This is a genomic window from Acutalibacter intestini (assembly GCF_034334985.1).
GTDB lineage: Bacteria > Bacillota > Clostridia > Oscillospirales > Acutalibacteraceae > Acutalibacter > Acutalibacter intestini.
In genome coordinates, this window is sequence record NZ_JAWXXL010000032.1 from 12,320 (window position 1) to 34,371 (window position 22,052).

A 22,052-nucleotide genomic window follows, 5' to 3' on the forward strand; every position below is an offset into this window, starting at 1 on the left:
TAAAGATACCTACTTCTTTAGTTGGTAGAAGTCATAAAATGCAGCGTGTTTAGTAATAAGTTCTTCAAATGTGCCATGTTCAATTATTTTTCCGTCTGCCATAAATACAATTTCGTCATAGAGTGTAAGAATATCGCTACTCATATTATGAGTGACAGTAAGTAGCGTTAAATCAGATATTGCCAATAGCCTACTTTCAATATCATATGCAGTTTGCATATCAATAGCAGACGTACCCTCGTCTAAAATCAACAGTGGCTTCTTACGAATTAAAGCTCTTGCTACGGCAATTCTTTGTTTCTGTCCGCCGGAAAGGTTATCTCCATTTTCTCCAACGTGATATTTAAGTCCGTTTGGTACTTGCTCAATAAACTGTGATAAACCACTATCAGACAATACGGATTGCAATTCTTCTTTACTGAAATCTTCGTGTAGGCAAATATTGTCAAAAATGCTCTCATCAAACATATAAACATTCTGATGAATGACCGACGATAGCGCAGTTATTTTATCAATATCCAAAACGGAAAGACTGTCTGCGTCATATAGTACATCACCTTTGAAATCAGAGTAATATCCGGCAATCAGCTTAATAAATGTAGACTTTCCACACCCACTCTTGCCGACAAAAGCATATTTTTTCCCTTTATCAATGGATAGTGAAATACCGTTTAAGACTTCGTTTTCCTTATCATAGGAAAAATGCAAATCATCTACATAAATCATTTTTTTGAAAGAGGGTGATTTTTTTGTATTTGTGTTCTGTTCCTTGTAATCTGAAAGGTTATTTAGCTTCTGTATAATTGGTTTTATACTCTTGATTTTGGGAATATTGCTAAAAATAATCAATAATGGATTTGCAAGGTTACTGCTTACCTGTACCATGCCTAACAAGGCTCCTGCACTGATACGATCAATGATAATGAAGTATGCAGAAAGAAAAACAACAACCACTTGAACAAGAAGCGCAAGCACCATAGAAACCGCTTCATTTGCCGCAATCGCCTTGTCAACAGAATATTTTGCTTTTATAGTGTCCTCGTTACTTATTTCAAATCGTGAGAGGACATATTTTTTCATTCGATAAGACTTGATAACCTCAAAACCGGATAACAGGTCTTTTACATGGTTTGTAAAATCGGATAGCATATCAGAATATTTATCCTGTCGTTTGGAGAGTAGTCCTCCGAATAGACTGGGTACAACAAGCATGATAGCGATTGCGATAATCACGCAGACTGTAACGATAATGTCAAAGTAAATCATTACAGCAAGGGAAGCTATAAAAATAATCGTATACTGGATAACTTGTAACAGGGGAAGCAAATAGTTATCTTCAATCATTTTTACATCATTCGTAATTGCGGATAAATAATCAGCAGTATTATTTTTAGAGTAGTCCTCAATCGTGTGCCGTTCAATTCCTATAAAGGTTTTAGAACGGACAGCTTTCATAATTTTACAGACAAATTTTTTGCTAAACAAAGATTGTAAGTACATGAATACTCCCATAAGTGCAAAGTAGGCTAAAGAAAAGAGTAGTATTCTGATAAAGCCGTCCATATCGCCCATATCTACAATATCCATAACTTGTTGCAATAAGATAGCAATAAATACATAAGATAGAGAACTGATTGCAGTAAATAATGCGGTAAGGAAAAGCAAGAATTTGTATTGTTTTAAGTATCGTATCATATAGCGGTGTCCTCCTATTTTCTGTTAAAAAGTAAATCGCAGACAAGCCCTACTGCCCCTAAACCAAACAGGCAGGTGGCGGCTGATTTATAGCCTTTTTCGGATAAATGTGCAGCCCCTATCATCAGTCCGATTTCTGCCGTAGCAGATATAGACTTAGATACAATGCGGAATGACCGCTTTTTCCATGCTTCATTTGCGACAACTTCAATTTTGTTTGCAGCATTTTCGATTTTTTGGTCTAATTTTGACATAGTATTCTCCTTTCATACATTAAGACGGTATGTATGCGCTTAAAAATAATACCTTACGAATGAATGTAAGGTTTGAAAATAAAACTGCCTTTTGCAAGGCAATTTTATCTATTCGCCTACGTTTAAGTGTTCAAAGTAATTTTGTGCCATACCGAAAATTTCATCATCAATAATCGGCAAGTTCATACTATCTAACAAATATTTGATAAATGCAAACTTTGAAAGTAGTTCTTCCGGGGTTGCAGGATAGACAGAGGGAATTAACCAAAAATTTGTAAGTAATGGCAAAAGTTCAGATAGTTCTTTTGCATACCCGGTTTGGATAGAGCCGTCCGCTATTCCCTCTTGAATAAGCTGCAACCAAAGAGGGGCAATCAATTTCCTGTTTGTATCAGCCAGTTCAGCCAACAAGCGGGGATTTTTCAAAAGAGGTATACTCTGTTTTCCAAGTTCAGTTCTATCATTATCTGCGTGGTTTAACTTAATGACTTCACGCATTTTTTCTAAACCATTTAGGTTCTTCTGATTTTGTACGGTAACAAATGGATTGTTGTCAAAAAAGAGTTTTCCCCCTAATGCGTCGATAATTTCCTCTTTTGATTTGAAATGATGATAAATTGCTCCTTTCGTCAATCCGCCAAGTTCATTTACAATATCTTGAATAGTTGTATTGTCGTACCCCTTTTCCATGAATAACCGCTGTGACACTTCTAATATCTTCTCAACGGTTATTTCTGGATATTTATTACGCGCCATGTATCTACCACCTTTCATTTCATTCGTTTGGTATGTATTATATTCTTTTTGTGTCTGCTTGTCAAGATACATTCAGCCGGTATTTAATTGCAAGGCGGAAAAATATGATTTATTTTGGCTAACTAATAGAACAGTGTAGACATATTCAAAGGAAAAGGTGAACAGTAAAATGTAATAGGGTGAATAACTATGGCAAAAAGACCAGTACCGAAATACGACTTCAAGGCTTTTGGGGCAGCGATAAAGGCGGCGCGGACAGGGCGCAAGGAGAGCCGCAAGAAAGTAAGCGACGAAATGTTTATCTCGCCGCGCTACCTTGCGAACATTGAGAACAAGGGGCAGCACCCAAGTTTACAGATTTTCTTTGAGCTTATGCTCCGCTACAATATATCCGTAGACCAGTTCCTTTTGGAAACGCCGCCGGAGAAGAACACGCAGCGGCGGCAGCTTGACGCGCTCCTTGACGGTATGAGCGATACAGGCATACGGATTGTGACCGCAACGGCAAAAGAGATTTCCGAAGTCGAAAAAGAGGGCGAATAGGAATGTCCGGCTTAAAACTGAACAGGATTTAGAAAGCGTTGTAATCTTTTTTGAGGATTGCAGCGTTTTTCTTTTGCGTAAGTTTGGCAAAATAGCTTTTTCTCCGTAGTAGGGGATAAGGGCATAAAGGATAAAAACATTCGTAGCAAGCATAGGAAGCGGGTACCCACTTCCGTATTTTCCCCCTCCCGCGCTGCGGCGCGTCGGTTGAAAATGGCTTGTTGGGAAGTGTCCCAAACCCTCGGAACGGAAAGGAAAGGAGCGAACACATGGACGGACGCAAAAGGACGGTGCAAATCAAATTCAGAGTGACGGAAGCGGAACGGGATTTAATACTGGAAAAAATGAAGCTCGTACCCACCCGGAACATGGCGGCATATCTGCGGAAGATTGCCATTGACGGGTATATCATTCAGATAGACCACAGCGACATTAAGGCAATGACCGCAGAGATACAGAAAATCGGTGTCAACGTCAACCAGATAGCACGCCGCGTAAACGCGACAGGAAACGCATACCAAGAGGATATAGAGGAAATAAAGGGGGTGCTTGCGGAGATATGGCGGTTACAAAGATTAAGCCTATTAAAAGCACTCTAAGCAAAGCCCTTGACTATATCGAAAACCCGGACAAGACGGACGGAAAAATGCTTGTGTCCTCTTTCGGCTGCTCCTATGAAACGGCAGATATTGAGTTTGAATATACATTGTCCCAAGCACTCCAAAAGGGGAACAATTTAGCCTTTCATCTGATACAGTCCTTTGAGCCGGGGGAAGTTGATTATCAGAAAGCCCATGAAATCGGAAAGCAGCTTGCCGACGCGGTAACAAAGGGGCAGCATGAGTATGTTGTGACGACGCACATTGACAAAGGACACGTCCATAACCACATCATTTTTTGCGCGGTGAATTTTGTAGACCACCACAAGTACAATTCCAACAAAAGGAGCTATTACGGCATACGGAACATGAGCGACAAGCTGTGCCGGGAAAATGGCTTGTCCGTCGTCGTCCCCGGCAAGGGCAGCAAGGGAAAGAGCTATGCGGAATACCAAGCAGAAAAGACGGGTACAAGTTGGAAAGGCAAGCTAAAGATTGCCGTTGACGCGCTTATCCCTCAAGTTTCCAGTTTTGAGGAATTGTTGCGGCGGTTACAGGCGGCGGGCTATGAGATAAAGCCGGGGAAATATGTATCATGCCGCGCCCCTGGACAGGAACGCTTCACCCGCCTAAAAACCCTCGGCGCGGACTATACAGAGGAAGCCATAAGGGAACGGATAGCGGGCAGACGGGCAAAGGCGGCGAAAGCCCCCAGAGAACAGCGCGGCGTTTCGCTGCTTATCGACATTGAGAACAGTATCAAGGCGGCGCAGAGTAAGGGCTATGAACAATGGGCGAAAATCCACAATCTGAAACAGGCGGCAAAGACCATGAATTTCTTGACGGAACATAAGATTGAACAGTACGCGGATTTAGTCAGCCGGATTGCAGAAATGGCAGCGGAAAGCGGACAGGCGGCAGACGCATTGAAGAACGCGGAAAAGCGGCTTGCGGACATGGCGGTGCTTATCAAGAATGTTTCCACCTACCAAAAGACAAAGCCCGTCTATGACGCATACCGCAAGGCAAGGAACAGGGAGAAATACCGCGCCGGACAGGAACAGGCGATTATCCTACATGAAGCCGCCGCAAGGTCGCTGAAAGCGGCGGGCATTGCAAAGCTCCCGAACCTTGCCGCGCTGCAATCGGAGTATGAAGCCCTCCAAGCGCAGAAAGAAGCCCTTTACGCCGACTATGGGAAGCTGAAAAAGAAAGTCCGGGAATATGACATTATCAAGCAGAACATTGACAGCATTTTACAGGCAGACAGGCAGCCGGAACGGGAAAAGGGAACAGAGCGCGGATAAGGATAGCAAAATCCCCGCCGCTGTGCTATGATAGGGCTATCAAAATGCAGAGGAGCGTTGAGCATGGAAAACCAGAAAATGCCGGAATATGAAACCATACGCGCCGCCGTCGCCGGGGAAAAATGGGCGGTGGAGAAAGTCGTGGAGTGCTACAAGGACGAAATCGACAGGCTATCGACGGTAGCGGTCAGACAGCCGGACGGAAGCACGAAACAGGAAATCAACGAAGATATGCGCCAGTCCATCACAAAGAAGCTGATAGAAGCCCTCCCGCAGTTCCCGCTTGAAGAAATGGAAAAGGGAAATGTCAGATAGGCAAAAAAAGAACAGGGCGCGGAAGCCAGTATATGACTTCCGCGCCCTGTCTTTTTATGGGTGCTGCTTTCGTGAATGTTACGCAGTAGAACGCCATTTTCGGGGGTAAAGGTATAAAGTATCGCCTATCCGATTTTCACGCCCGGAAAGCCCTGTAAATCAAGGGATTTTCCGCACCTACTGCGTAACAGGGGCGCGTCTTTTCCTCATGCGCTCGGCGGCTTGTCTGCGGGTGATACGCTTCCGGCAGACGGGGCAGTATTTGACACTGTTAGAGGTTGACGCAAAGAACGCGCCGCACTCGGTACACTTCTTCTTGTCCCCTGTCTGGTAAAGCTCCGCATAGAGTAGCCTGTCGGCGGGAAGCACCGCAGCCCGGAACCACTTGCAGAGAAGCGAATAGGAAATGAGCTGCGGACAAACGCACTCGTCCCCGTCGTCCAGTAAGATACAGTTCCCGTTATCATAGTTGCAGCACGTCCGGCGCACAAGGGCGTTGACTTTCCGGCTCTGGGGCGGCGTCAGCCGCTTAACCCCGTTCATACTTCATCAGCGGCGTAAATGGGAAGCACCGCAAACTCCGCTTCGCCCATGCGCTCCACTTTGGCAAGGGTACGGGCTGCAAAGTCCCGCATTTCCCCGTCCATAAAGGGCAGCGCGGCGTTCATGGCGACGATAAGCCCCTGTCGGCTCCCGGTCTTGTAAATGCTCAAAAGGTTTGTTTCCTCTACGGTCAGTTTTGTCATGTTCACACCTCCAAATCGTGATTTTTTGTTTTCGCCGCCGCCTTTTTCGGGGCGGTCTTTGCCTTGTCCGCTTTAAGCTGCGCCCGGATAGAGGGGCGGGGCTTCCTTATCTCCCTGTCCCGGTTCTCCCCCTTGTCAATCAGCGCATACGTCCCATGTCTGCCCTCGATTTTGGAAAAGGAAAGGGTCTTGTAGGGCAGCATGGAGAAAAGGCGGTCAGTGTCCTTTGTGGCTGCAAGCCGCATGAACGCCGGGGAAAGCTCTGCCATGAAATGGGTCTTGTTCGGGCTGTTCGGCTCGTAATGCCGCTTCATTTCCCGCACAATGCGCCGCGCTTCCGTTTCAATCAGCCCGTCCCGCAAGGCTGCGATATGCGCCTTGAAGTCCCCCGGCGAAAGCTGCTCCCGGCTGCGCCGTTCTTCCTGTAAAAGAGCTTGCAGCGCGTCCGGGTCGTTGGGTACGGCTTCAAAGCGTTCAAACTTCCCAAGCTGCGGGTCTGGGTTGCCGTTGAAGAACCGTCCGGCGGGTATCTCCCTTTCCCCTCGCTCATAAATCAGCTTCACCGTATCGGCGGGCAGCTCCTTTTCCTTGACGCGCTCATAATGTTTAGCGTAGTCCAGTTCGTACAGATTGCCCTTAATTTTCCCGCGCTCCTTTCCCGTCAGCTCGATTGCATAGGCAAGGACGCGGTCGCTTGTCTGCTCCATGTAGAAACGCCATGTGTTGTGGGGCGCGGTGTCTTTGAGGAAAACGTCGCGCTCCCGGAAACAGTGCGTCCCGGACGGGCGGCAGAACCACAAAAGGGTCTTGTCCTCCCTGTTGGGGCTTGCCGCCGCCTTTGCGATAATCTCTTTGTCAATGTCTAAGTCGCTCTGGTAAAAGCCTGTGTTCTGCTTCATAATCGCTTCAAGGGAAGCGAACAAATCCACGTTTTCAAATTTACTCTGTTCCGGCATGGGTCAGCTCCTTTCCAAGTCCTGTGACTTCTGCTTTGCGTTTTTCTTCTGCGCCTTTTCCTTGTCGGCTCTAAGCTGCGCCCGGATAGAGGGCTTCTTTTCCGGCTTCGCCCCTTTGCCGCGCTCCTTGTCGGCTTTGACAGCGTTAGCCAGGTCAACAAGGGAAATCTGCTCGCCCGCCTTTACCTTTGCTTCCAGTTCGTCAACGGTGGGGGTGTTGTTGATGATACCGTCAATCATGTTCCCGTTCTGCTCTGTGGTCTGCTCGGCGGTTTTCAAGGGATTGTCCCGCTGCGCCTGTTCTGCGGCAACGGCAAACGCCCGCGTCCCATTCCCCATAATCAGATACTTTCCGTCGTCCGACTGGTGGTGAAAGCCATATCCGGCGGCTTCTATCTGCTCCCGGCTCATGGCGGTTACATGGAAAGTCCCTCTCGGTGTTTTGACAGTTTCGCCCGTTTCCAAGTCGTCCGGGGTAAGCTGTTTCTGCTCCTGTAAAAACTCCGGCACTTGCCGGAAGCCTACGCTGTCAACGAAATGCGCCGCGTCCTGTCCGTCCTGATGAAGCACTACCACGTCCGAAACGGAAAGGCTGTGTCCCCTAAAATCTTTGGGGTGGTCGATATTGAAGCGGGTATAAATATCTTCAAGGGAAGTTTCCGGCGCAAGGGGCGCGGAATAGACAAGCTCATAGTTCGCCCTGTCAACCACATTCCCCGCCGCCTGCAGGCGGTCGTAAGGCTCAAAGCGGAAATCCCTTGTTTCGTCCCCGCCTTTTATCTGGTAAATGGAAAAGGTGTCTTTGTCCTGTCCGGCGGTCTGCGCCGTTTCCTGTGCCTTTGCGTAAAGCTGCTTTACGTCGCCCTCGGTCAGCTCGCCGCTTTTGAGCTGCCCCATAAGCTTGCGGCATTTCTCCGGCGTTCCCGTATAAAGCACGTCGCCCATTTTCGCCCGCCCGTTCTCCTGTGTCACATAGGCTTGCAAGAGGTAGCTGTTTTCCCGGCTGTCGCTGTAAGGGTTCCGGCGCACTCTGTAAATCGTTTCCGGGGTAAAGGCTTCTTTCGGGGCTGCGCCCGCTTTTTCCTGTGCGCCGGATTTTCCCGGTGCGGCTGCTTCCGGCTCCGGCTTCTCCGGCGGGGCTGCCTGTTCCTCTCTGGTGGGCTGCTCCTGTCCGGCGGTCTGCTCCTTGTCCTGTGCCTTTTGCAGCTCCGCTAAATTCCCATCTATGGAATTGATAATCTCGGCGGCTGCGCTGCGTATCGTTTCAAGGGAGCTTTTCAGCTCGGAAAGCTCCCGACCGCTGCTCCACCCGGCGACGTAGCCGAAAGAGTAGTCCGACGTGTCAAGCCCGTAATGTTGGCAGACGGTATAGGCGACGCTTTCCGCTTCGACTTCGCGGGTGCGGCGGTCAACGCGGGGCTGCTCGTCCTTTGGCGCGTTGAGGTCAATGTCGTGCAGCTTCGCATGGGCGATTTCGTGAATGGCGGTCTTTAAGGTCTGCAATTCGCTCATGCCCTCGTTGATAGCAATGCGCTTGTCCTCCAAGTGGTAGTAGCCATGAGAGCCGCCCTCGATATTCTCAAAGGCGATAGGAACGGGGGAAGTCTTTTCAAGGGCTGCGAAAAAATCCTTGTAGCGGTCAACGTCGCCCGTCAGCTCGTCAACGGCAATATCCGGCAGCTCCTTTCCCTCGGTCTGGGAAACGTCAAAGACTGATACCACCTTGTAGGCGGGTATGGTGATTTCCTTTTCCTCGGTGACGGGCTTTCCGTCCTTGCCGATTATGGGCTTCTGTGTGTGCGGGTCAATTTTCTGCATTTCCTGTTTGATTTTATAGGGCGACGGGGCAATGATTTTAATTCCCTTTTCCCCTCTCATCACATTTCGCTCAAAGTTGTTCTTCCAAGCGGAAAAGCCCGCCAAAAGGGAAGCGTCCGGCTTCTGCATGGCGATAAGGACGGTGTTTCGGAAGCTGTAATTATGGAATTTTGACATGACTTTCAGATATTCCTTGTAACGCTCGCTGTCAAAGAGTTCCGTAATGCCCTGTTCCAGACGGTCGGTAATCTCTTTTAATTTCTCGGCGGGCTTCCCGGCTGTCAGCACGATAGGGATAACCGGGTGCGGCTCCTGTGGCTGCTCTGCGGCGGTTCGGGCGGTCTGCTCTGTGGCGGCTGCGTCCATAAAGGTCTTGTCCTGTCCGCCGCGTTCCGGCTGTGGGAAGCTCATAACACGGTATTCTTTGGGTATCTCGTTTTCCGTTCCCCGATACCATTCGGTAAAGGTGTTCTGATTGTTATAGATATAGCCCTGTTCGGTAAACTGCCCCTTATCCTTGCTAACTGCGTCCCGCCCGTATTCTTCATACTTGAAATATTTCTTTGCTTCTTCGGGAAGCTCCAGCTCGTCCAGTTCGTCGATAAGATAATAACCGTAATCTTCTTCGCTGCGGACAGTGGGATAGAGCCAGTAACAGTCAAGGTTTTGTGCAAGGTTGATAAGGTCTTTCATGCTTCCGGCATACTCGCCATGTGTAACCGCCGCCGCAAATTTATCCTTGTCCCCGTCACTCTGCATTTCCAGAAGTTTTCCAAAATAATTCAGCTCGTCCATGCTTGCGCTTTGGATAACGGAAAGCGGCAAGTCAAAGGGGCAGTCCTCCGTAGAAGAATACCCGTTGATGAAAAAATCCTGCGGATTGTCTGCGGTAATGCCGACGCTTTCCATAGCCGCATGAAGCTGCTCTGTTGTGGTCGGCATGGGAAGCCACACGCCGCCCGGTTTGCCTGTTTCAAAGCGGCTGCGGCTGTCGATAAGAATTGAAAACTGCTCGTTTATGGTTTCACGCTCCTTTCTCTGTTCGGTGTCCTGTGGCGGCTCTGCTGTGGTGGGGGCTGCTTTTTCAGCGGTAGGCTGCGCCCGTTCCTCGCCCTCGATAGCATAGCCCGGTAAAAGCTGCCCGTTTACTTTGAAATGCTCTGCATACTCTGGCGGGATAGGCGGCGATACCTCGGTGAATAAATGCTGATAGGCTTTGATACGCCCATTCAGATATTTTTCCATAGCTGCCTTGTCTGCAAAGACTTTCCTTTCCTGTCCGGCGATTTTTGCCTGTCCGTAATTGTGGGGGCTGTTGGTGTAAATACTCCATGAAAGCGTCCACGAATAGGGAATGGATTTCTCTTTTTCCCTGTCATACCGGGTATTCTCGGATATGTGGTAGCGCATTTGGTAGACGCGGTTGCTGATGTGCTTCCCGTAGTCCGTAGCTTCCCACTGGTTCGCGGTATGCGTAGCTTCGGGTGTCCTCACATACTCAATGGCTTTGTCAATGGCAAGGGTCTTTCCCGCCTGTTCGTCCCATGCCGCCGCCTGTTCTTGCAAGGCTTCAAAAGCTGCCTGTTCAGCCGCCGCGTATTCTTCCCGCAATGCCTGTAACTGTTCTAAGGGCAGGGCGGTAAGCCCGGAAAGGTCAGCGGTCTGTTCCTCAAAATAAATATTTCGCTCTATCCGCATACTGTCAGCCGGGTCTAACTTGTCACGCTCAAACATGGAGTAACCTTTTTTCTTTTCCATTCATTCGCTCCTTTCTGAAATGGCGGCGCACCGCCGCGCTTTTGGGGTTCGCCCCGTACTACGGTGGGCTGTGCGTTATGCCAACAATTTTTTCATTTTTTTAGAGGGTTTGGGAAACTTCCCAACAAGCAAAATCCCCGTCCGGCGCGTCAGCGGCAGGACAGGGATTTACGGAAGTGGGTACCCGCTTCCTATGCTTGCTATTCAAGTTTTTAGTTCTTCTGCACTTCGATACGGTAGTTGACGTATTTCCCGCCAGTATCGGCTAAAACGATAGTTCCGTCGTAGGTCTTGCCTGTTTTCGGGGAGTAGAGCTTCTTCACATTCGCCTTGCCGGATTTAAGGAGCGCGGCGGCAATCTTCGGGGTAAAGGCGGTCTTGCGTTCCTCGAAAAAGCGGTCATTCTTCCACATGGTAAAGATACATTCCTTATTGCTGCAATAATAGTTTTTCTTCCCCTCATAGACAGGGGAACCGCACCGGGGACATTTGCCGACAGAGGGCTTTTCCTCCCGGAACAAATCCTTTTTCCCGTCCAGTGCTGCAGCGTGTGTCTGCACAAGCTCCCGCGCCATAGCTTCAATGCCGGACAGAAATTCGCCGGGGTCTGCGGCTCCCTTTGCTATCTGCGTCAGATTGTTTTCCCATTCTGCGGTAAGCTGTGGGGAAGTGAGCATATCCGGCAGAATACAGATAAGGCTGTTCCCGTTTTTGGTAGGGATAAGCTGCTTCCCCTTGCGCTCCGCAAAGCCGCCCTTTACCAGTTTTTCAATGACGGCGGCGCGGGTGGCGGGAGTGCCAAGCCCCCGGCGTTCCGCGTCCGGGTCGGTGTCCCCGTTCCCGGCGCGTTCCATAGCCGACAAAAGGCTTGCTTCGCTGTGGGGCTTCGGCGGCGTTGTGGTATGCTCCGTTACTTTTGCGGCGGGGTTAGGAAAGCCCTGTCCCTCGGAAAGCTCCGGCAGCGTCACGTCTGCATTTTCCCCGTCCTCCGCTTCGGGCTTATCTTTCAGCGTCGCCCGGTATCTGCGTTGAAGCTCTTTCCAACCCTCCGCAAGTACGGTCTTTCCCCTTGCGGTGAAGTCTGTCCCGGCGCATGAGAAAACCGCCGTAACCGCTTCAAAGATATGCGGCTCGGCGGTGGCAAAAAGCAGACGCGCCCCCGCAAGGGTAAGGATATTCTTCTCGCTTTCCGGCAGCGCGTCCGGGTCAGCCTTTGCAAGCTCCATAGTGGGAATGATTGCGTGGTGGTCTGATACTTTTTTACTGTCTAATACCTTTGCAACCTCCGGCGTGAAGTCCGCGCCCGCCATAAAGGGGAGCTTTTCGCAGAGCAGCGCGATAATGTCCGCTGCGGTGCCGCCCATGTCGTCAGTAAGAAAGCTGCTGTCCGTCCTCGGATAGGTAAGCAGTCTTTTTTCATAAAGGGCTTGTGCAAGGTCAAGGGTCTGCTTCGCGGTGTAGCCGAAAATGCGGTTCGCTTCCCGCTGCAAAGAGGTAAGGTCAAAGAGCTTCGGCGGGGCTGCGGTTTTCTTCTCTCTGGTGAGGGAAACGCATACCGCCGTTTGTGTTTCGCAAGCCCCTTTCAGCGCGGCGGCTTCTGCCTTGTCTGAAATCCTTTCGCTTGCCGCTTCCGCGCCGGATAAATCAAGGCGCACATGATAATATTTTTCTTTCTGGAAATGGGAGATAGCCGCGTCCCGGTCGGTAAGCATTTTTAAGGTCGGGGTCTGGACGCGCCCCACGTTCAAAGTCTTTCCATACAGGCAGGAGAAAAGCCGGGTGGCGTTAATGCCGATAAGCCAGTCAGCCTTTGCGCGGCAGAGGGCAGACGCAAAGAGCGCGTCATAGTCCCGCCCGTCTTTGAGGGAAGCAAAGCCCGCCTTGATTGCCCCGTCCTCCATTGAGGAAATCCACAAGCGGCACATGGGCTTCTTGCAGCCCGCCGCTTCGTAGACAAAGCGGAAAATCAATTCTCCCTCGCGCCCCGCGTCACACGCATTTACCACTTCGGAAACGTCGGCGCGGTGCATAAGCTCTTTTAGGGTTTTGAATTGCTTCCCCTTGTCCGGGTCAACGGTGTACTGCCATTCCTCCGGCAGAATGGGTAAGCTCTCAAAACTCCATTTTTTATATTGCTCCCCGTAGGCGGCAGCTTCCGCAAGTTGTACCAAATGCCCGACGCACCATGAAATGAGGTAGCCGCCGCCCTCGATATATCCGTCTTTCTTTTCCTTAACGCCAAGCGCGGCGGCGATAGTCTGCGCCACGCTCGGCTTTTCTGCGATAATTAAAATCAAATAAAAATCCTCCTTTGGGGTAAAATAAAAGAGTAGCCATTTTCGGCTACTCTTTAAATGGATTGTCTATTGATAGTCTTGAATAAATACTAAAAATTCATCTCCATATTTTGTAGTTCTTTTTGCTCTTGCACGTTCTTTTGAAACGGGTGTGTCAAAATCTATTATGCTTATTAAACTGTCTGAACAAAGTTGTCCTGTAATATGCTTTACAAATATAGTATCATCTGCAAAACAGGGCATTTTCTCAACAATTCCCTTTATAGGGTGTTCTGTTCCGCCAATTACACGAGTTGTTACCATACCTCTCCTAATAACATTGTCATTCTCATTGTAATTATTTTGTGAAAAGTATTTTAGTAACATGATATGGCTTAATGTGTAGCTGTCAAGCAATGACAAGTAAAAAAGTTTTTTATCCGTTGATATGTCTATGTTATTTGCAGAAGAATAAAGTGCATTAGCAAAAAGTTCTTGCTTTTCTTTCTGATATGCTCTCATTGCTCCCATAGTAGCAACTTGAATACAAGAATAGAAAGCCTCATCTTGTGCTAATTCATCTATTGAACGTGGTATTTTTTCTAATACTTCCTCAACTTTTAACTTCCACTCATTCATTCGCTTGTCAGCAATATATCCTTGTGCCAAACTTATATATTCGGCTAAAAAACCACCTCCGGGGAATAATGATACAGCTCCCTTTCCTGTTGCAATTAAAGCGTCTGTTAATTTATTTCCCATTTCATCATCTCCTTTGCTATATGGTAAACATTCTACCATACAAAAAGGAATTTTTCCACATTTCCTTTCAGCGTTCCGGCTCGCTTGCCTTTTTCTCCTGTACCTGTTTCAGACAGTAGCCCACACAAGGGAGCTGCCCTTTGTACGGACAGGAAGCGCAAGCCGGGGAATGGGGAACGGGCGGCGCATTGTCACGCCGCCCGCCCGGTCTTTGTATCATCATCTTTTCAAAGGGATTGTCGGTAAACAGGGTCATGCTTCCTCGTCCTCCTGTTCTTCATCACAAAGCCCGTCCCCCTCGTCCGGCTCCGGCTCGTCCTCGTCGTAGTCGTCAAAATCGAAATCTTCAAGGTCGGTGCCGCCCTTGACGCTCTGCTTCGGCTTCATAAACTTAAAATAATAGAACGCGCCCCCGCCGCCAAGAAGTGCCACGACAAGGAAAAGCACAAGCCCGCCCGCATTGCCTTTTTCTTTGGGCGGCTCCGTCGGTTCCTCGGTTTCCGGCTCCGCTTCCTTGCCGCTGCAAGCGGTTATGTTGTCCTTGCAGACGGGGCAGCTCACATTTACCTTTCCGGCTTCGCATTTATCGGTGCAACTGCAAACGACGGGCGGGGCTGCTTCGGTGCTTCCGTCCTCCATAAGTGCCATAAGGTCGGCTTCGTCCACTTGATTAAGGAAATGTACGGTATCCTCGCCCTCGTCGTCCCGGTCAATGAGGATATAAAAGTAATTGCCGTTTTTGGTCGTTACGGTGATAAGCTGCTTGTTGCCGCCGAAATCGTCTACAAGGGTCGCGTTCCCGTCCGGGGTAAGGGGTTCTTCCTTTTGGGGTTCCTCGTAGACAACGCCGCTGTCGTCAGTAGCGTCCTGTCCCTCCGGGGTCTGTGCAAAGGCGGTGACGGAAAAGCCGCCCGTCAGCATGAGGGCGGCGCAAAGTGCGGTCAAGGTTCTAAGGATTTTCTTATTCATTCTCGGTGTCCTCCATTTCTTCGGTGTCATGGTCTGCGGGTTCTGCGGGGTAGCCCGGCGCGGCTTCCATACCCGGAATACCGCCCCCGGAAAGCATAGCGGAAAGCTCATGCGGGGAAAGGCGCATGGAGCGCACAAGCTGTACGATTTGCAGGTTTTCCGCTTCGGTTTTCTGCGCTTCAAGCCCCCTTAATCTGTTCTGGTACTCGGTGATTTTCTCGCGGGTCTTTGCAATCTCTTTGTCGATACGTTCAATTTTGTTCATAGCCATCAATAAATTTCTCCTTTCTTTGCTCAAAAATATGTTAATTCCAGTTCATCAGCCCATAGCCTTTGATACAGGAGTAATTGACGGGGTAGCTCTTTATCTTGCAGGCGTCGCCGGAATTGCCCTCGACGGTATAGACGCGCTCCCCGTCCGTTCCGATAACAAGCCCCACATGGTCTGCGCTCCCGTCCCCGTCCCAGTCGAAAAAGATAGCGTCGCCGGGGGCGATATTCTCATAGCCCCTCGCGCCCCATTGCCCGCGTGACTGGAACCAGGGTACGCCCTGTGACTGGCACCCGGCAAAGCGCGGCTCGCTTTTCCCGGCTTGATTGTAGCACCATGAAACGAAACAGGCGCACCATTCCACGCGGCTGTTAAATCCGTACCAGCTCCAAAAGGGTCGCCCGCCTACGTTGCCGACTTGCCGCTTCGCAAGGTCTACAACGGCGGTGTTGCCGGGGCGTGTGCCGTTTACAAGCTGTACGCCGCTTAAATCCTCGGACGCGCCCATATCGGGGGAGCCGCCGCCGAAAATCAGCGGTTTGTTGCCGCTTGTTTCCAGATAGACGCGGTACATTTCAAGCTGCTGTGGCGTTAGAAGTTCCTCCGCAATCTCGGAAATGGGCTTGTTCGTCAGCTTCACGTTGAGGATATGGTACTCGTAGGGTACTTCCTCGGTGGTCGTTTCCCCGGTTTCCGGGTCTGTGCTTGTTTCTGTGCGGTAGCGGATTTCCGTTTCTTCCGTCAGCGTCAAGGTGTACTGCATGGCAAAGACGCGGTTTAGCTCTGCCTGTGCGCTCTGCGGGGTGTAGGTCTGTAAAAGGGCGGTGAGGTAGGACGCTAACTCATGGGGGTTATGCCCGATACTGTCAAGGTCATAGCGGTATTCGTCATAGCCGGGGTGGGTGCTTTCGATATTGTCAATCTGCTGCTGAAGCTCGTTTTCCTTTGCGGCATAATTATTTTCCGTCGCCACAAGGTCGCTGTCCTCCGACGTGTAGGAAGTCCCAAGTATGCCGTTCATCAAGCCGGAGAACATGGAGCCGCAAGAGGAAAGCCCCGCCGATACCATGATGAATAAGAGCAGCGCGGCAATGGCGATACATACGCCCGCCGGGTGCCGCCCTACAAAAGCGATTGCCTTTTTTGTTTCCTCGGCGGTCTTTTTTGCCGCCTTGCGGGTGTTCTCTGCGGCTTTCTGCGCCGTTTTTACGCCGCCTTTCCTTGCCGCCTTTGCATACTGCCGCTTGATTTGCTGCTTCTGCATAAAGCGGGAAAGGGGATTGCCCGCAATCTGCGGATTGTCATGCAGGGCTTTGTGGTACTGGAAATCCACATTCGCCTTGAACGCCGCTTTCTCTGCCTTTGCCGCCGCCCGGTAAGGTTTCAGCTTGTGGCTGTGGTAGCCCTCCTTGACTTTCCGCGCCCCGTACTTTACGCCGCGCTCTGCCAGTTCTTCGGATTTGTGCGCCCCCTCAACGCCGGAATTGTCCTTTTCAACGGAATGTATCTTGTTGTGGACGAAAATACCCGCTTCCTGTGCGGGGCGGGATAGTGGGTTATTGTGGGGCTTATTCTTTCCTATGGGCTTTTCCTGTTCCTCAAAATGTAGGCGGGTCTTGCCTTTCCCGGTGGCTTCATCAAAGGTGCGCTCCCGTACAAGTTTCTTTTCTTTGGGGATAGCCGCCTTTGCCGCATCCAGACGGTCGGCTGCTTTGTCCGATTTTCGGATATACCTTTCAAGCTCCGGCGTTGCCCGTTCCTCGTCGGTAAACTGCAAGCGGGAAGATTTTTCTTTTGCTGTGGCTTCTGCCTGTGCTTTCCTCACCGCTTTTTTACTCGCCTTTCTGGTACGCGCCCCGTCGATACGCTCCAAGACGCGCTCGGCTGCGGCGGTGTCCTGTTCCCGTTCTGCCCCCGGCGCATGGGGAAGCGGCGGCGCGTCGGCTGTGGGCGCGGGAGCTGCGCCGCCCGGTAGGGGCTGCGCTGCCTGTTCCGGCTGCTGCGGGGCTTCGGTCTTTGCAAAGTCCGCGTCCCTTATCCGCTTGCTGATACGTTTCTTTTTCCCGGTGGCGGCGTTTACCTCGACAGCCCCCTCGCGGGTCATTTTCAGCATGGTCTTGTCACTGGATTTATACTGTTTCATGGTCTGCCACCTCCTTTTCCCAGACGCACCATTCCGAACATTTCCCGGTTTCCATGTCCGCGATATATTTTAAGATTGGGTAAACCTGTGCCGGCACTACGGCGTTCCCAAGCGTTTTTAGGCGTTTTGACCTGTCCTTTGTGTTCGGGGACAGCCGGGGAATATCCGTAGGCTCTATGCACCAGAGGATATTTCCGTCCACCCCTGTGGGAAGCCCATCAGCCATTCCACCCATTCCGGGTTGAAGCGCAGGGACGGGTCTGTTACCGGCGTCAGAAAATAGATTGTTTCCGAAAGCCCCGCCGACCAGTACCTCCCGTCCCGTTTCTTCCGGCGGAACGCCCCGTTTGGGGATATGCTTATCCGTTCCGTCCTTGTCCTTGAGCCTGTGTCGGCGGCAAGGGGAGTAGGAAACATCAATCCCCACGATAAAAGTTCGCTTGCGTTCATGCCATGCGCCGACGGCACAAGCAGGAAGTACGAATGTCCAAACAGCATATCCCGCTTTTGCCAGGTCAATGAGCGTTTTGTGGAACCCCATATTGATGAAGTTAGCAACATTTTCGCCAAGCACATAATGGGGCCGGAGTTCGTTAATGACGCGGCACATTTCCGGCCAGAGGTAACGGGTGTCCTCAAACCCCTTTTTTGGCCCGATACTGGAAAAGGGCTGGCATGGGAAGCCGCCGGAGAGCAGCGTGAGTTCTTTTTTTCCTGTCCGTTCATAGAAAGCCTCCTTTGTCAGAGTGTGTATATCTCTGAAACGTGGAACGTCCGGCCAGTGCTTTTCCAATACTGCGGTTGGGTAATCCGCCCATTCGCACTGGCAGACGGTTGTGAAGCCTGCGGCTTCGGCGGCTATGTCTATGCCGCCTATCCCGGTAAACAGGCTTAAATGTGTCAGTGGTTTTATATTTTTTTCGTTTTTTATCATGCTTCGCCCACTTCCTCCGGCTTCGTCGTCATTACCCGGTAAAGCTCGGTGTCTTTCGGGAAGCGGTCTACAAAGGGCAGCACCACGTTCCCGTAGAAGATAAGCCCCTCGCCCGCTTCGGTGTGGGTGACATATTTCATCTGCTGCGGGGAGATGTTGAGCTGCTTTGCAAGGATAGCCCGGTCGCCCGCCGCCTGATTGAGCATGAGGACAAAATCAGAGTTTTCAAAGATATTCTCCACTTCGCGGGAAGCAAGCAAATCCTTGACATTCTGCGTAATGGCTGTGGGTATGCCGCCCCATTTTCTGAAACGCTTCCAGATTTCAACGGAATAGGCGGCGGTCTGTTCCTCTTTCAAGAGAAGATGAAATTCGTCCATAAAATACCGGGTGGATTTCCTTTCTGCCCGGTTGACGGTGACGCGGTTCCATACCTGGTCCTGCACAATGAGCATACCTAACTTTTTGAGCTGCTTCCCAAGCTGCTTGATGTCAAAGCAGACAAGGCGGTTGTTCAGCTCCACGTTGGTACGGTGGTTGAATACGTTAAGGCTCCCGGAAACATACAGCTCCAACGCCGCCGCAATACGCGCCGCTTCCGGCTCCGGCTGCTTCAAAAGCTCGTTGTAGAGGTCGCCCAAGATAGGCATTTTCTCCGGGTCGGGGTCTGCAAGGAAAAGGCGGTACACGTTCCTAACAGCGCGGTCAATGACGGTCTTATCGACGGGCTGCAAGCCCTCCTTGCCGCCTATGACAAGCTCGCAGAGGGAGAGGATAAAGTCGGATTTCAGCGCAAGGGGGCTGTCGTCCTCGCTGTAATTGAGGTTAATATCCATAGGGTTCACATACTGGGGCTTCCCGTCAATGCCCTTGCCCGTAGGCGATAACCGTATCACTTGCCCGTCAAGCCGCTGCACAAGGGAAAAATACTCTGCTTCTGGGTCGCAGATAATAATGTCGTCGTCTGTAATGAGGAAAGCGTTTGTCATTTCCCGTTTGGCGGCAAAGGATTTCCCGCTTCCCGGCGTACCCAAGATTAAGCCGTTGGGGTTCTTTAGCTGCTTGCGGTCGCAGAGTATCATGTTGTTAGACAGGGCGTTTAAGCCGTAGTACAAAGCCGCGCCCGTCTGGAAAAGCTCCTGTGTGATAAAGGGGATAAAGATAGCGGTGCTTGACGTGGTAAGCCCTCTTTGAATGGGGATAAGGTTCTCCCCAAGCGGTACAGAGGACATAAGCCCCGCTTCCTGTTGGTAGTCAAGGCGGGTTAAGGCGCAGTTGTTCTTCTGTGCAATGCCCGCCGCCGCGAATACGTCATTTTCCAGTTTCCGCTTCGTGTCCGCCATGTTCACCACAAGGAACGTCAAGAGGAACATTCTTTCATTCCGGCTCTGCAAGTCCTGTAAGAGGTTCTTCGCTTCGCTGCCGAACGTGGCAAGGTCGGACGGGATTATATCCATGTCGTAGCCGCTGCGTACCGCTTTTTTCTGTTCCTCGATTTTCATTTTGTCAAGGTCGGTGATTTTCCGCTTGATTGTCTTTATGGCTTCGGTCTGGTCGATACTGTGGATATGCAGATTGACGATAACGCCCGTTTCCAAGTCCAGAATGTCCGACAAGATACGGTCGTTTAATTCCGGCGCAAGGATTTCAAGGAATGAAACCGCGCCGATTTTGCGCCCCATGCGGAAATAACGCCCCTCGCCAAAACGGAAAGAGGACGGGGCGATAAAGTCCTTTGTGGAAAGCCCGGACGGGGCAAGCCATGAAAAATCAAAGGCAAACTGCCCGCCCTCCGGGTGGAAAATGCCATGCAGCATTTTAAGGCGTTCATAGCCTGTCATGGGGCGGGCAGACACGCCCAAGAGCTTAAAGTTGTTGAGTACGTCCGTTTCGATACGGGCAAGGCGGGATTTCGCCGCGCCCAGACTGTCGGCTTCAATGGCAAAGGTGATATATTTTGCTTTGACAAGCCCGTTGTTGCCCTTTGCAAGCTGGTTTTTCAGCATATCCCGGTATTCTGTGCGGATAGAATTGAAAGCGTCCTCCTGTACCGGGATATTGACCGCTTTTTCCGCTTCGCCCCGCTGCGTCCCCTGATTGATGAAAGAGAGCTGCACCGAAACGGAAGCGTCAAAGTAGTTGAGGAAGTCGCACCAGTTTTCAAAAATGGCGGTCTTGTCGTCTGCCTGTGCAAGCTGATAGTTAATATCTTCAAAGGCGACGGTCTTTGAGTATTTGCGTCCCGTAACCTTGCAGATACCGTCCGGGTACATCTGGATATAGGGGATTGTCTGCTGCGCGGTGTGCGCTTTCCCGTCGCCCTTTGCCTGTCTGATGATTTCCGCAATCTGCTTTTTCTCGGCGCGGGTGAGCTTGCGGGGCGGGTTAGGCTTTGCGCTTCCCGCCGCGCTGTTTCTTCGTGTTTCCTTTTGCAATCGCTGATACCTCCTTTTCAAGTTTTCTCTGCCGTTCTAAGACGGAATAAAAGTTGTCTGTCCTGTATGGTCGTTCTTTGGGGGCTATGAATTTCGTCTGAATAATGTTCTTCACCACCACTTCAAGGGGCTGTCCATGCTTCTCATACATGGCAAAGAGGAAACAGGGCAGCATGACGGCAATCATAGCCATAGACGCAAGGCTGGTGCCTGTGCTGTCTTTGAGCAGAAAGAAAAACGGCAAGCCGAACAGGAGAGCCGCCGCAAAACATACAATCTGCCGTTTGGTAAGGTTGAAAGCTACTTTTGTCTTGACTTTGGATAAGTCTTTGGGTACGGGTACATACGCCAAGTGAAAACCTCCTTTCTCTGGGTTTGGTGTTGCTGTAATTTTCCATAAGGGTAATCAAGGCAAAGGTCAATCTATGCCCTTTGCCCGCCCGTATTATATGGGGGTTATCCGCATCAAGGTCGGGTCGTATTTTCGCCGCTTCGCTCTGAAAATCTCCACCCTGCCCTTGACACGCCGCTAATGCGCGGAGAATATCGACTTCGCCAGTGCGCCGGATTTGAACAGGGAGAAACAGAGGATAACGGTATAGGCTGCAAGGGAGAATATCGCGCTGTGCAGATTGTCCGCTATTATCATGTTGTTTACCAGTACGGCGTAAATGCCGACGCATATCATAATGAGGAAGCCTTGAAAACCGATAGCGAACAGGGATTTTAGGTAGTTGTTTCCTATCTGCCCCCATTCCCGGTTAGTCATAGTTGCAAACGGGATAGGCGATACCGAACAGTAAAGGTAAATTTCTATCATGCGCCCGTAGAGGATAACGGTTATCAGTACGGACATTATCTTCATGCACAAGCTCACAAGGCTTGTTTCCATGACAAGTAAGAGCAGTTCGGGGATTTCCATAGCGTCAAGCCCGCTCTGCATGGAAGCAAGGGCGGCGGCAACATCAATCTCTGTGCTGCCGCCGATTACCCCCGCCGCGCCGGAAACAACGTGCTGCGCCATATCGAACACCGCCATAGTGATGTCAAAGGTGTGCGTCACAAGGTAGACTGCCACAAACGCCTTGAACACCCATTTGAAGAACATGGAAGTGTCAACGTCGTGCATATTGTTCTTTTCCGTTACCATGCTGATAAGCTCATAGCATAGGACGTAGGTAATGACAAGCCCCGCAATGGGTACGATTACATTCTCACTAAGGGTCTGTATCATGGAGAATATATTTGCGTTCCACCCTTGCGGGGTCTGCCCTACCTCTGCGGCGATAGTGCCGACTTTTTCGTTTACGTCCCCGAACATAGTTGACAGATTACCGTTTATGGCTCCTATGAGGATTTCCTTTATCCATTCGTTAATCGCGTCAAGTATGCTCTGCATAAGCCTTTACCCGCGCTTCTTAACCGAACAGCCCGGAAAGCAGCGGTACAAGGGTCATGCCGATAAGGGCAACGCCGCCGCCCGCCATAAGCTGTTTTATCCCCAATTAGGTGTAA

21 protein-coding genes and 1 pseudogene are annotated in these 22,052 nt (G+C 50.5%); 4 read left to right on the plus strand and 18 right to left on the minus strand.

Annotated features, from left to right (window positions below):
* Positions 1-9: 9 nt before the first annotated feature.
* The 3 genes from U8U68_RS17100 to U8U68_RS17110 all read right to left on the minus strand — a co-directional run bounded on the left by U8U68_RS17100 (position 10) and on the right by U8U68_RS17110 (position 2,705).
* Positions 10-1,695, minus strand: coding sequence for an ABC transporter ATP-binding protein (locus tag U8U68_RS17100; protein ID WP_322202965.1), 1,686 nt, complete (start codon positions 1,693-1,695; stop codon positions 10-12).
* Positions 1,696-1,709: 14 nt separating this feature from the next.
* The gene (locus U8U68_RS17105) at positions 1,710-1,949 is read right to left on the minus strand and encodes a hypothetical protein (RefSeq protein ID WP_120428510.1); all 240 of its coding nucleotides are present in this window, start codon (positions 1,947-1,949) and stop codon (positions 1,710-1,712) included.
* 108 nt (positions 1,950-2,057) lie between these two features.
* Positions 2,058-2,705 (minus strand): TetR/AcrR family transcriptional regulator, encoded by a 648-nt coding sequence (locus tag U8U68_RS17110; protein ID WP_120428509.1) that lies wholly within the window; start codon positions 2,703-2,705, stop codon positions 2,058-2,060.
* A 189-nt stretch (positions 2,706-2,894) separates the two neighbouring features.
* Here U8U68_RS17110 and U8U68_RS17115 point away from each other — a divergent pair, with 189 nt between their 5' ends.
* From U8U68_RS17115 to U8U68_RS17130, 4 genes are all read left to right on the plus strand, one after another.
* Complete coding sequence (locus U8U68_RS17115; protein ID WP_008978029.1) at positions 2,895-3,248, plus strand: helix-turn-helix transcriptional regulator; 354 nt, start codon at positions 2,895-2,897, stop codon at positions 3,246-3,248.
* A gap of 269 nt (positions 3,249-3,517) precedes the next feature.
* Positions 3,518-3,847, plus strand: coding sequence for a plasmid mobilization protein (locus tag U8U68_RS17120; protein ID WP_004081247.1), 330 nt, complete (start codon positions 3,518-3,520; stop codon positions 3,845-3,847).
* Positions 3,808-5,154, plus strand: a complete 1,347-nt coding sequence (locus U8U68_RS17125; protein WP_322202972.1) for a relaxase/mobilization nuclease domain-containing protein — start codon at positions 3,808-3,810, stop codon at positions 5,152-5,154. Before U8U68_RS17120 ends, U8U68_RS17125 begins: the two co-directional genes overlap by 40 nt.
* 63 nt (positions 5,155-5,217) lie before the next feature.
* The gene (locus tag U8U68_RS17130; RefSeq protein ID WP_002585088.1) at positions 5,218-5,469 is read left to right on the plus strand and encodes a helix-turn-helix domain-containing protein; all 252 of its coding nucleotides are present in this window, start codon (positions 5,218-5,220) and stop codon (positions 5,467-5,469) included.
* A gap of 177 nt (positions 5,470-5,646) precedes the next feature.
* Here U8U68_RS17130 and U8U68_RS17135 read toward each other — a convergent pair whose 3' ends face one another.
* From U8U68_RS17135 to U8U68_RS17205, 15 genes and pseudogenes are all read right to left on the minus strand, one after another.
* Positions 5,647-6,012 carry a cysteine-rich VLP domain-containing protein gene (locus U8U68_RS17135; RefSeq protein ID WP_120438416.1) on the minus strand — a complete coding sequence of 122 codons (366 nt, stop codon included), beginning with the start codon at positions 6,010-6,012 and terminating at the stop codon, positions 5,647-5,649.
* Positions 6,009-6,215: a transposon-transfer assisting family protein gene (locus U8U68_RS17140; RefSeq protein ID WP_257333956.1), complete on the minus strand. Its 207-nt coding sequence runs from the start codon at positions 6,213-6,215 to the stop codon at positions 6,009-6,011. The genes U8U68_RS17135 and U8U68_RS17140 overlap by 4 nt, the downstream gene beginning before the upstream one ends.
* A 2-nt stretch (positions 6,216-6,217) precedes the next feature.
* Positions 6,218-7,171 (minus strand): hypothetical protein, encoded by a 954-nt coding sequence (locus U8U68_RS17145; protein ID WP_322202977.1) that lies wholly within the window; start codon positions 7,169-7,171, stop codon positions 6,218-6,220.
* A 3-nt stretch (positions 7,172-7,174) separates the two neighbouring features.
* Positions 7,175-10,747: a YodL domain-containing protein gene (locus tag U8U68_RS17150; protein WP_322202979.1), complete on the minus strand. Its 3,573-nt coding sequence runs from the start codon at positions 10,745-10,747 to the stop codon at positions 7,175-7,177.
* A 212-nt stretch (positions 10,748-10,959) separates the two neighbouring features.
* Positions 10,960-13,044 carry a DNA topoisomerase 3 gene (locus U8U68_RS17155; protein WP_322202981.1) on the minus strand — a complete coding sequence of 695 codons (2,085 nt, stop codon included), beginning with the start codon at positions 13,042-13,044 and terminating at the stop codon, positions 10,960-10,962.
* Positions 13,045-13,110: 66 nt separating this feature from the next.
* Positions 13,111-13,785, minus strand: coding sequence for a hypothetical protein (locus U8U68_RS17160; protein WP_135990372.1), 675 nt, complete (start codon positions 13,783-13,785; stop codon positions 13,111-13,113).
* 67 nt (positions 13,786-13,852) lie between these two features.
* On the minus strand, positions 13,853-14,041 hold the full coding sequence (locus U8U68_RS17165) for a hypothetical protein (RefSeq protein WP_004607959.1): 189 nt from the start codon (positions 14,039-14,041) through the stop codon (positions 13,853-13,855).
* Entirely contained in the window at positions 14,038-14,754 is a 717-nt protein-coding gene (locus U8U68_RS17170) for a DUF4366 domain-containing protein (protein WP_135990371.1), read from the minus strand. The genes U8U68_RS17165 and U8U68_RS17170 overlap by 4 nt, the downstream gene beginning before the upstream one ends.
* Positions 14,747-15,025 carry a DUF4315 family protein gene (locus U8U68_RS17175; RefSeq protein WP_002569175.1) on the minus strand — a complete coding sequence of 93 codons (279 nt, stop codon included), beginning with the start codon at positions 15,023-15,025 and terminating at the stop codon, positions 14,747-14,749. The genes U8U68_RS17170 and U8U68_RS17175 overlap by 8 nt, the downstream gene beginning before the upstream one ends.
* A gap of 34 nt (positions 15,026-15,059) precedes the next feature.
* The gene (locus tag U8U68_RS17180; protein ID WP_322203020.1) at positions 15,060-17,129 is read right to left on the minus strand and encodes a C40 family peptidase; all 2,070 of its coding nucleotides are present in this window, start codon (positions 17,127-17,129) and stop codon (positions 15,060-15,062) included.
* 25 nt (positions 17,130-17,154) lie between these two features.
* Positions 17,155-18,102 carry a DNA (cytosine-5-)-methyltransferase gene (gene dcm / locus U8U68_RS17185; RefSeq protein ID WP_154277754.1) on the minus strand — a complete coding sequence of 316 codons (948 nt, stop codon included), beginning with the start codon at positions 18,100-18,102 and terminating at the stop codon, positions 17,155-17,157.
* Entirely contained in the window at positions 18,099-20,537 is a 2,439-nt protein-coding gene (locus U8U68_RS17190) for a VirB4-like conjugal transfer ATPase, CD1110 family (RefSeq protein ID WP_322202988.1), read from the minus strand. Before U8U68_RS17190 ends, dcm begins: the two co-directional genes overlap by 4 nt.
* Positions 20,488-20,889: a PrgI family protein gene (locus U8U68_RS17195; protein WP_322202990.1), complete on the minus strand. Its 402-nt coding sequence runs from the start codon at positions 20,887-20,889 to the stop codon at positions 20,488-20,490. Before U8U68_RS17195 ends, U8U68_RS17190 begins: the two co-directional genes overlap by 50 nt.
* Before the next feature lie 177 nt (positions 20,890-21,066).
* Positions 21,067-21,936: a VirB6/TrbL-like conjugal transfer protein, CD1112 family gene (locus U8U68_RS17200; RefSeq protein WP_002584320.1), complete on the minus strand. Its 870-nt coding sequence runs from the start codon at positions 21,934-21,936 to the stop codon at positions 21,067-21,069.
* A gap of 19 nt (positions 21,937-21,955) precedes the next feature.
* Positions 21,956-22,039: pseudogene (locus U8U68_RS17205) on the minus strand (Maff2 family mobile element protein); the annotation flags it as partial.
* Between the last annotated feature and the right edge of the window lie 13 nt (positions 22,040-22,052).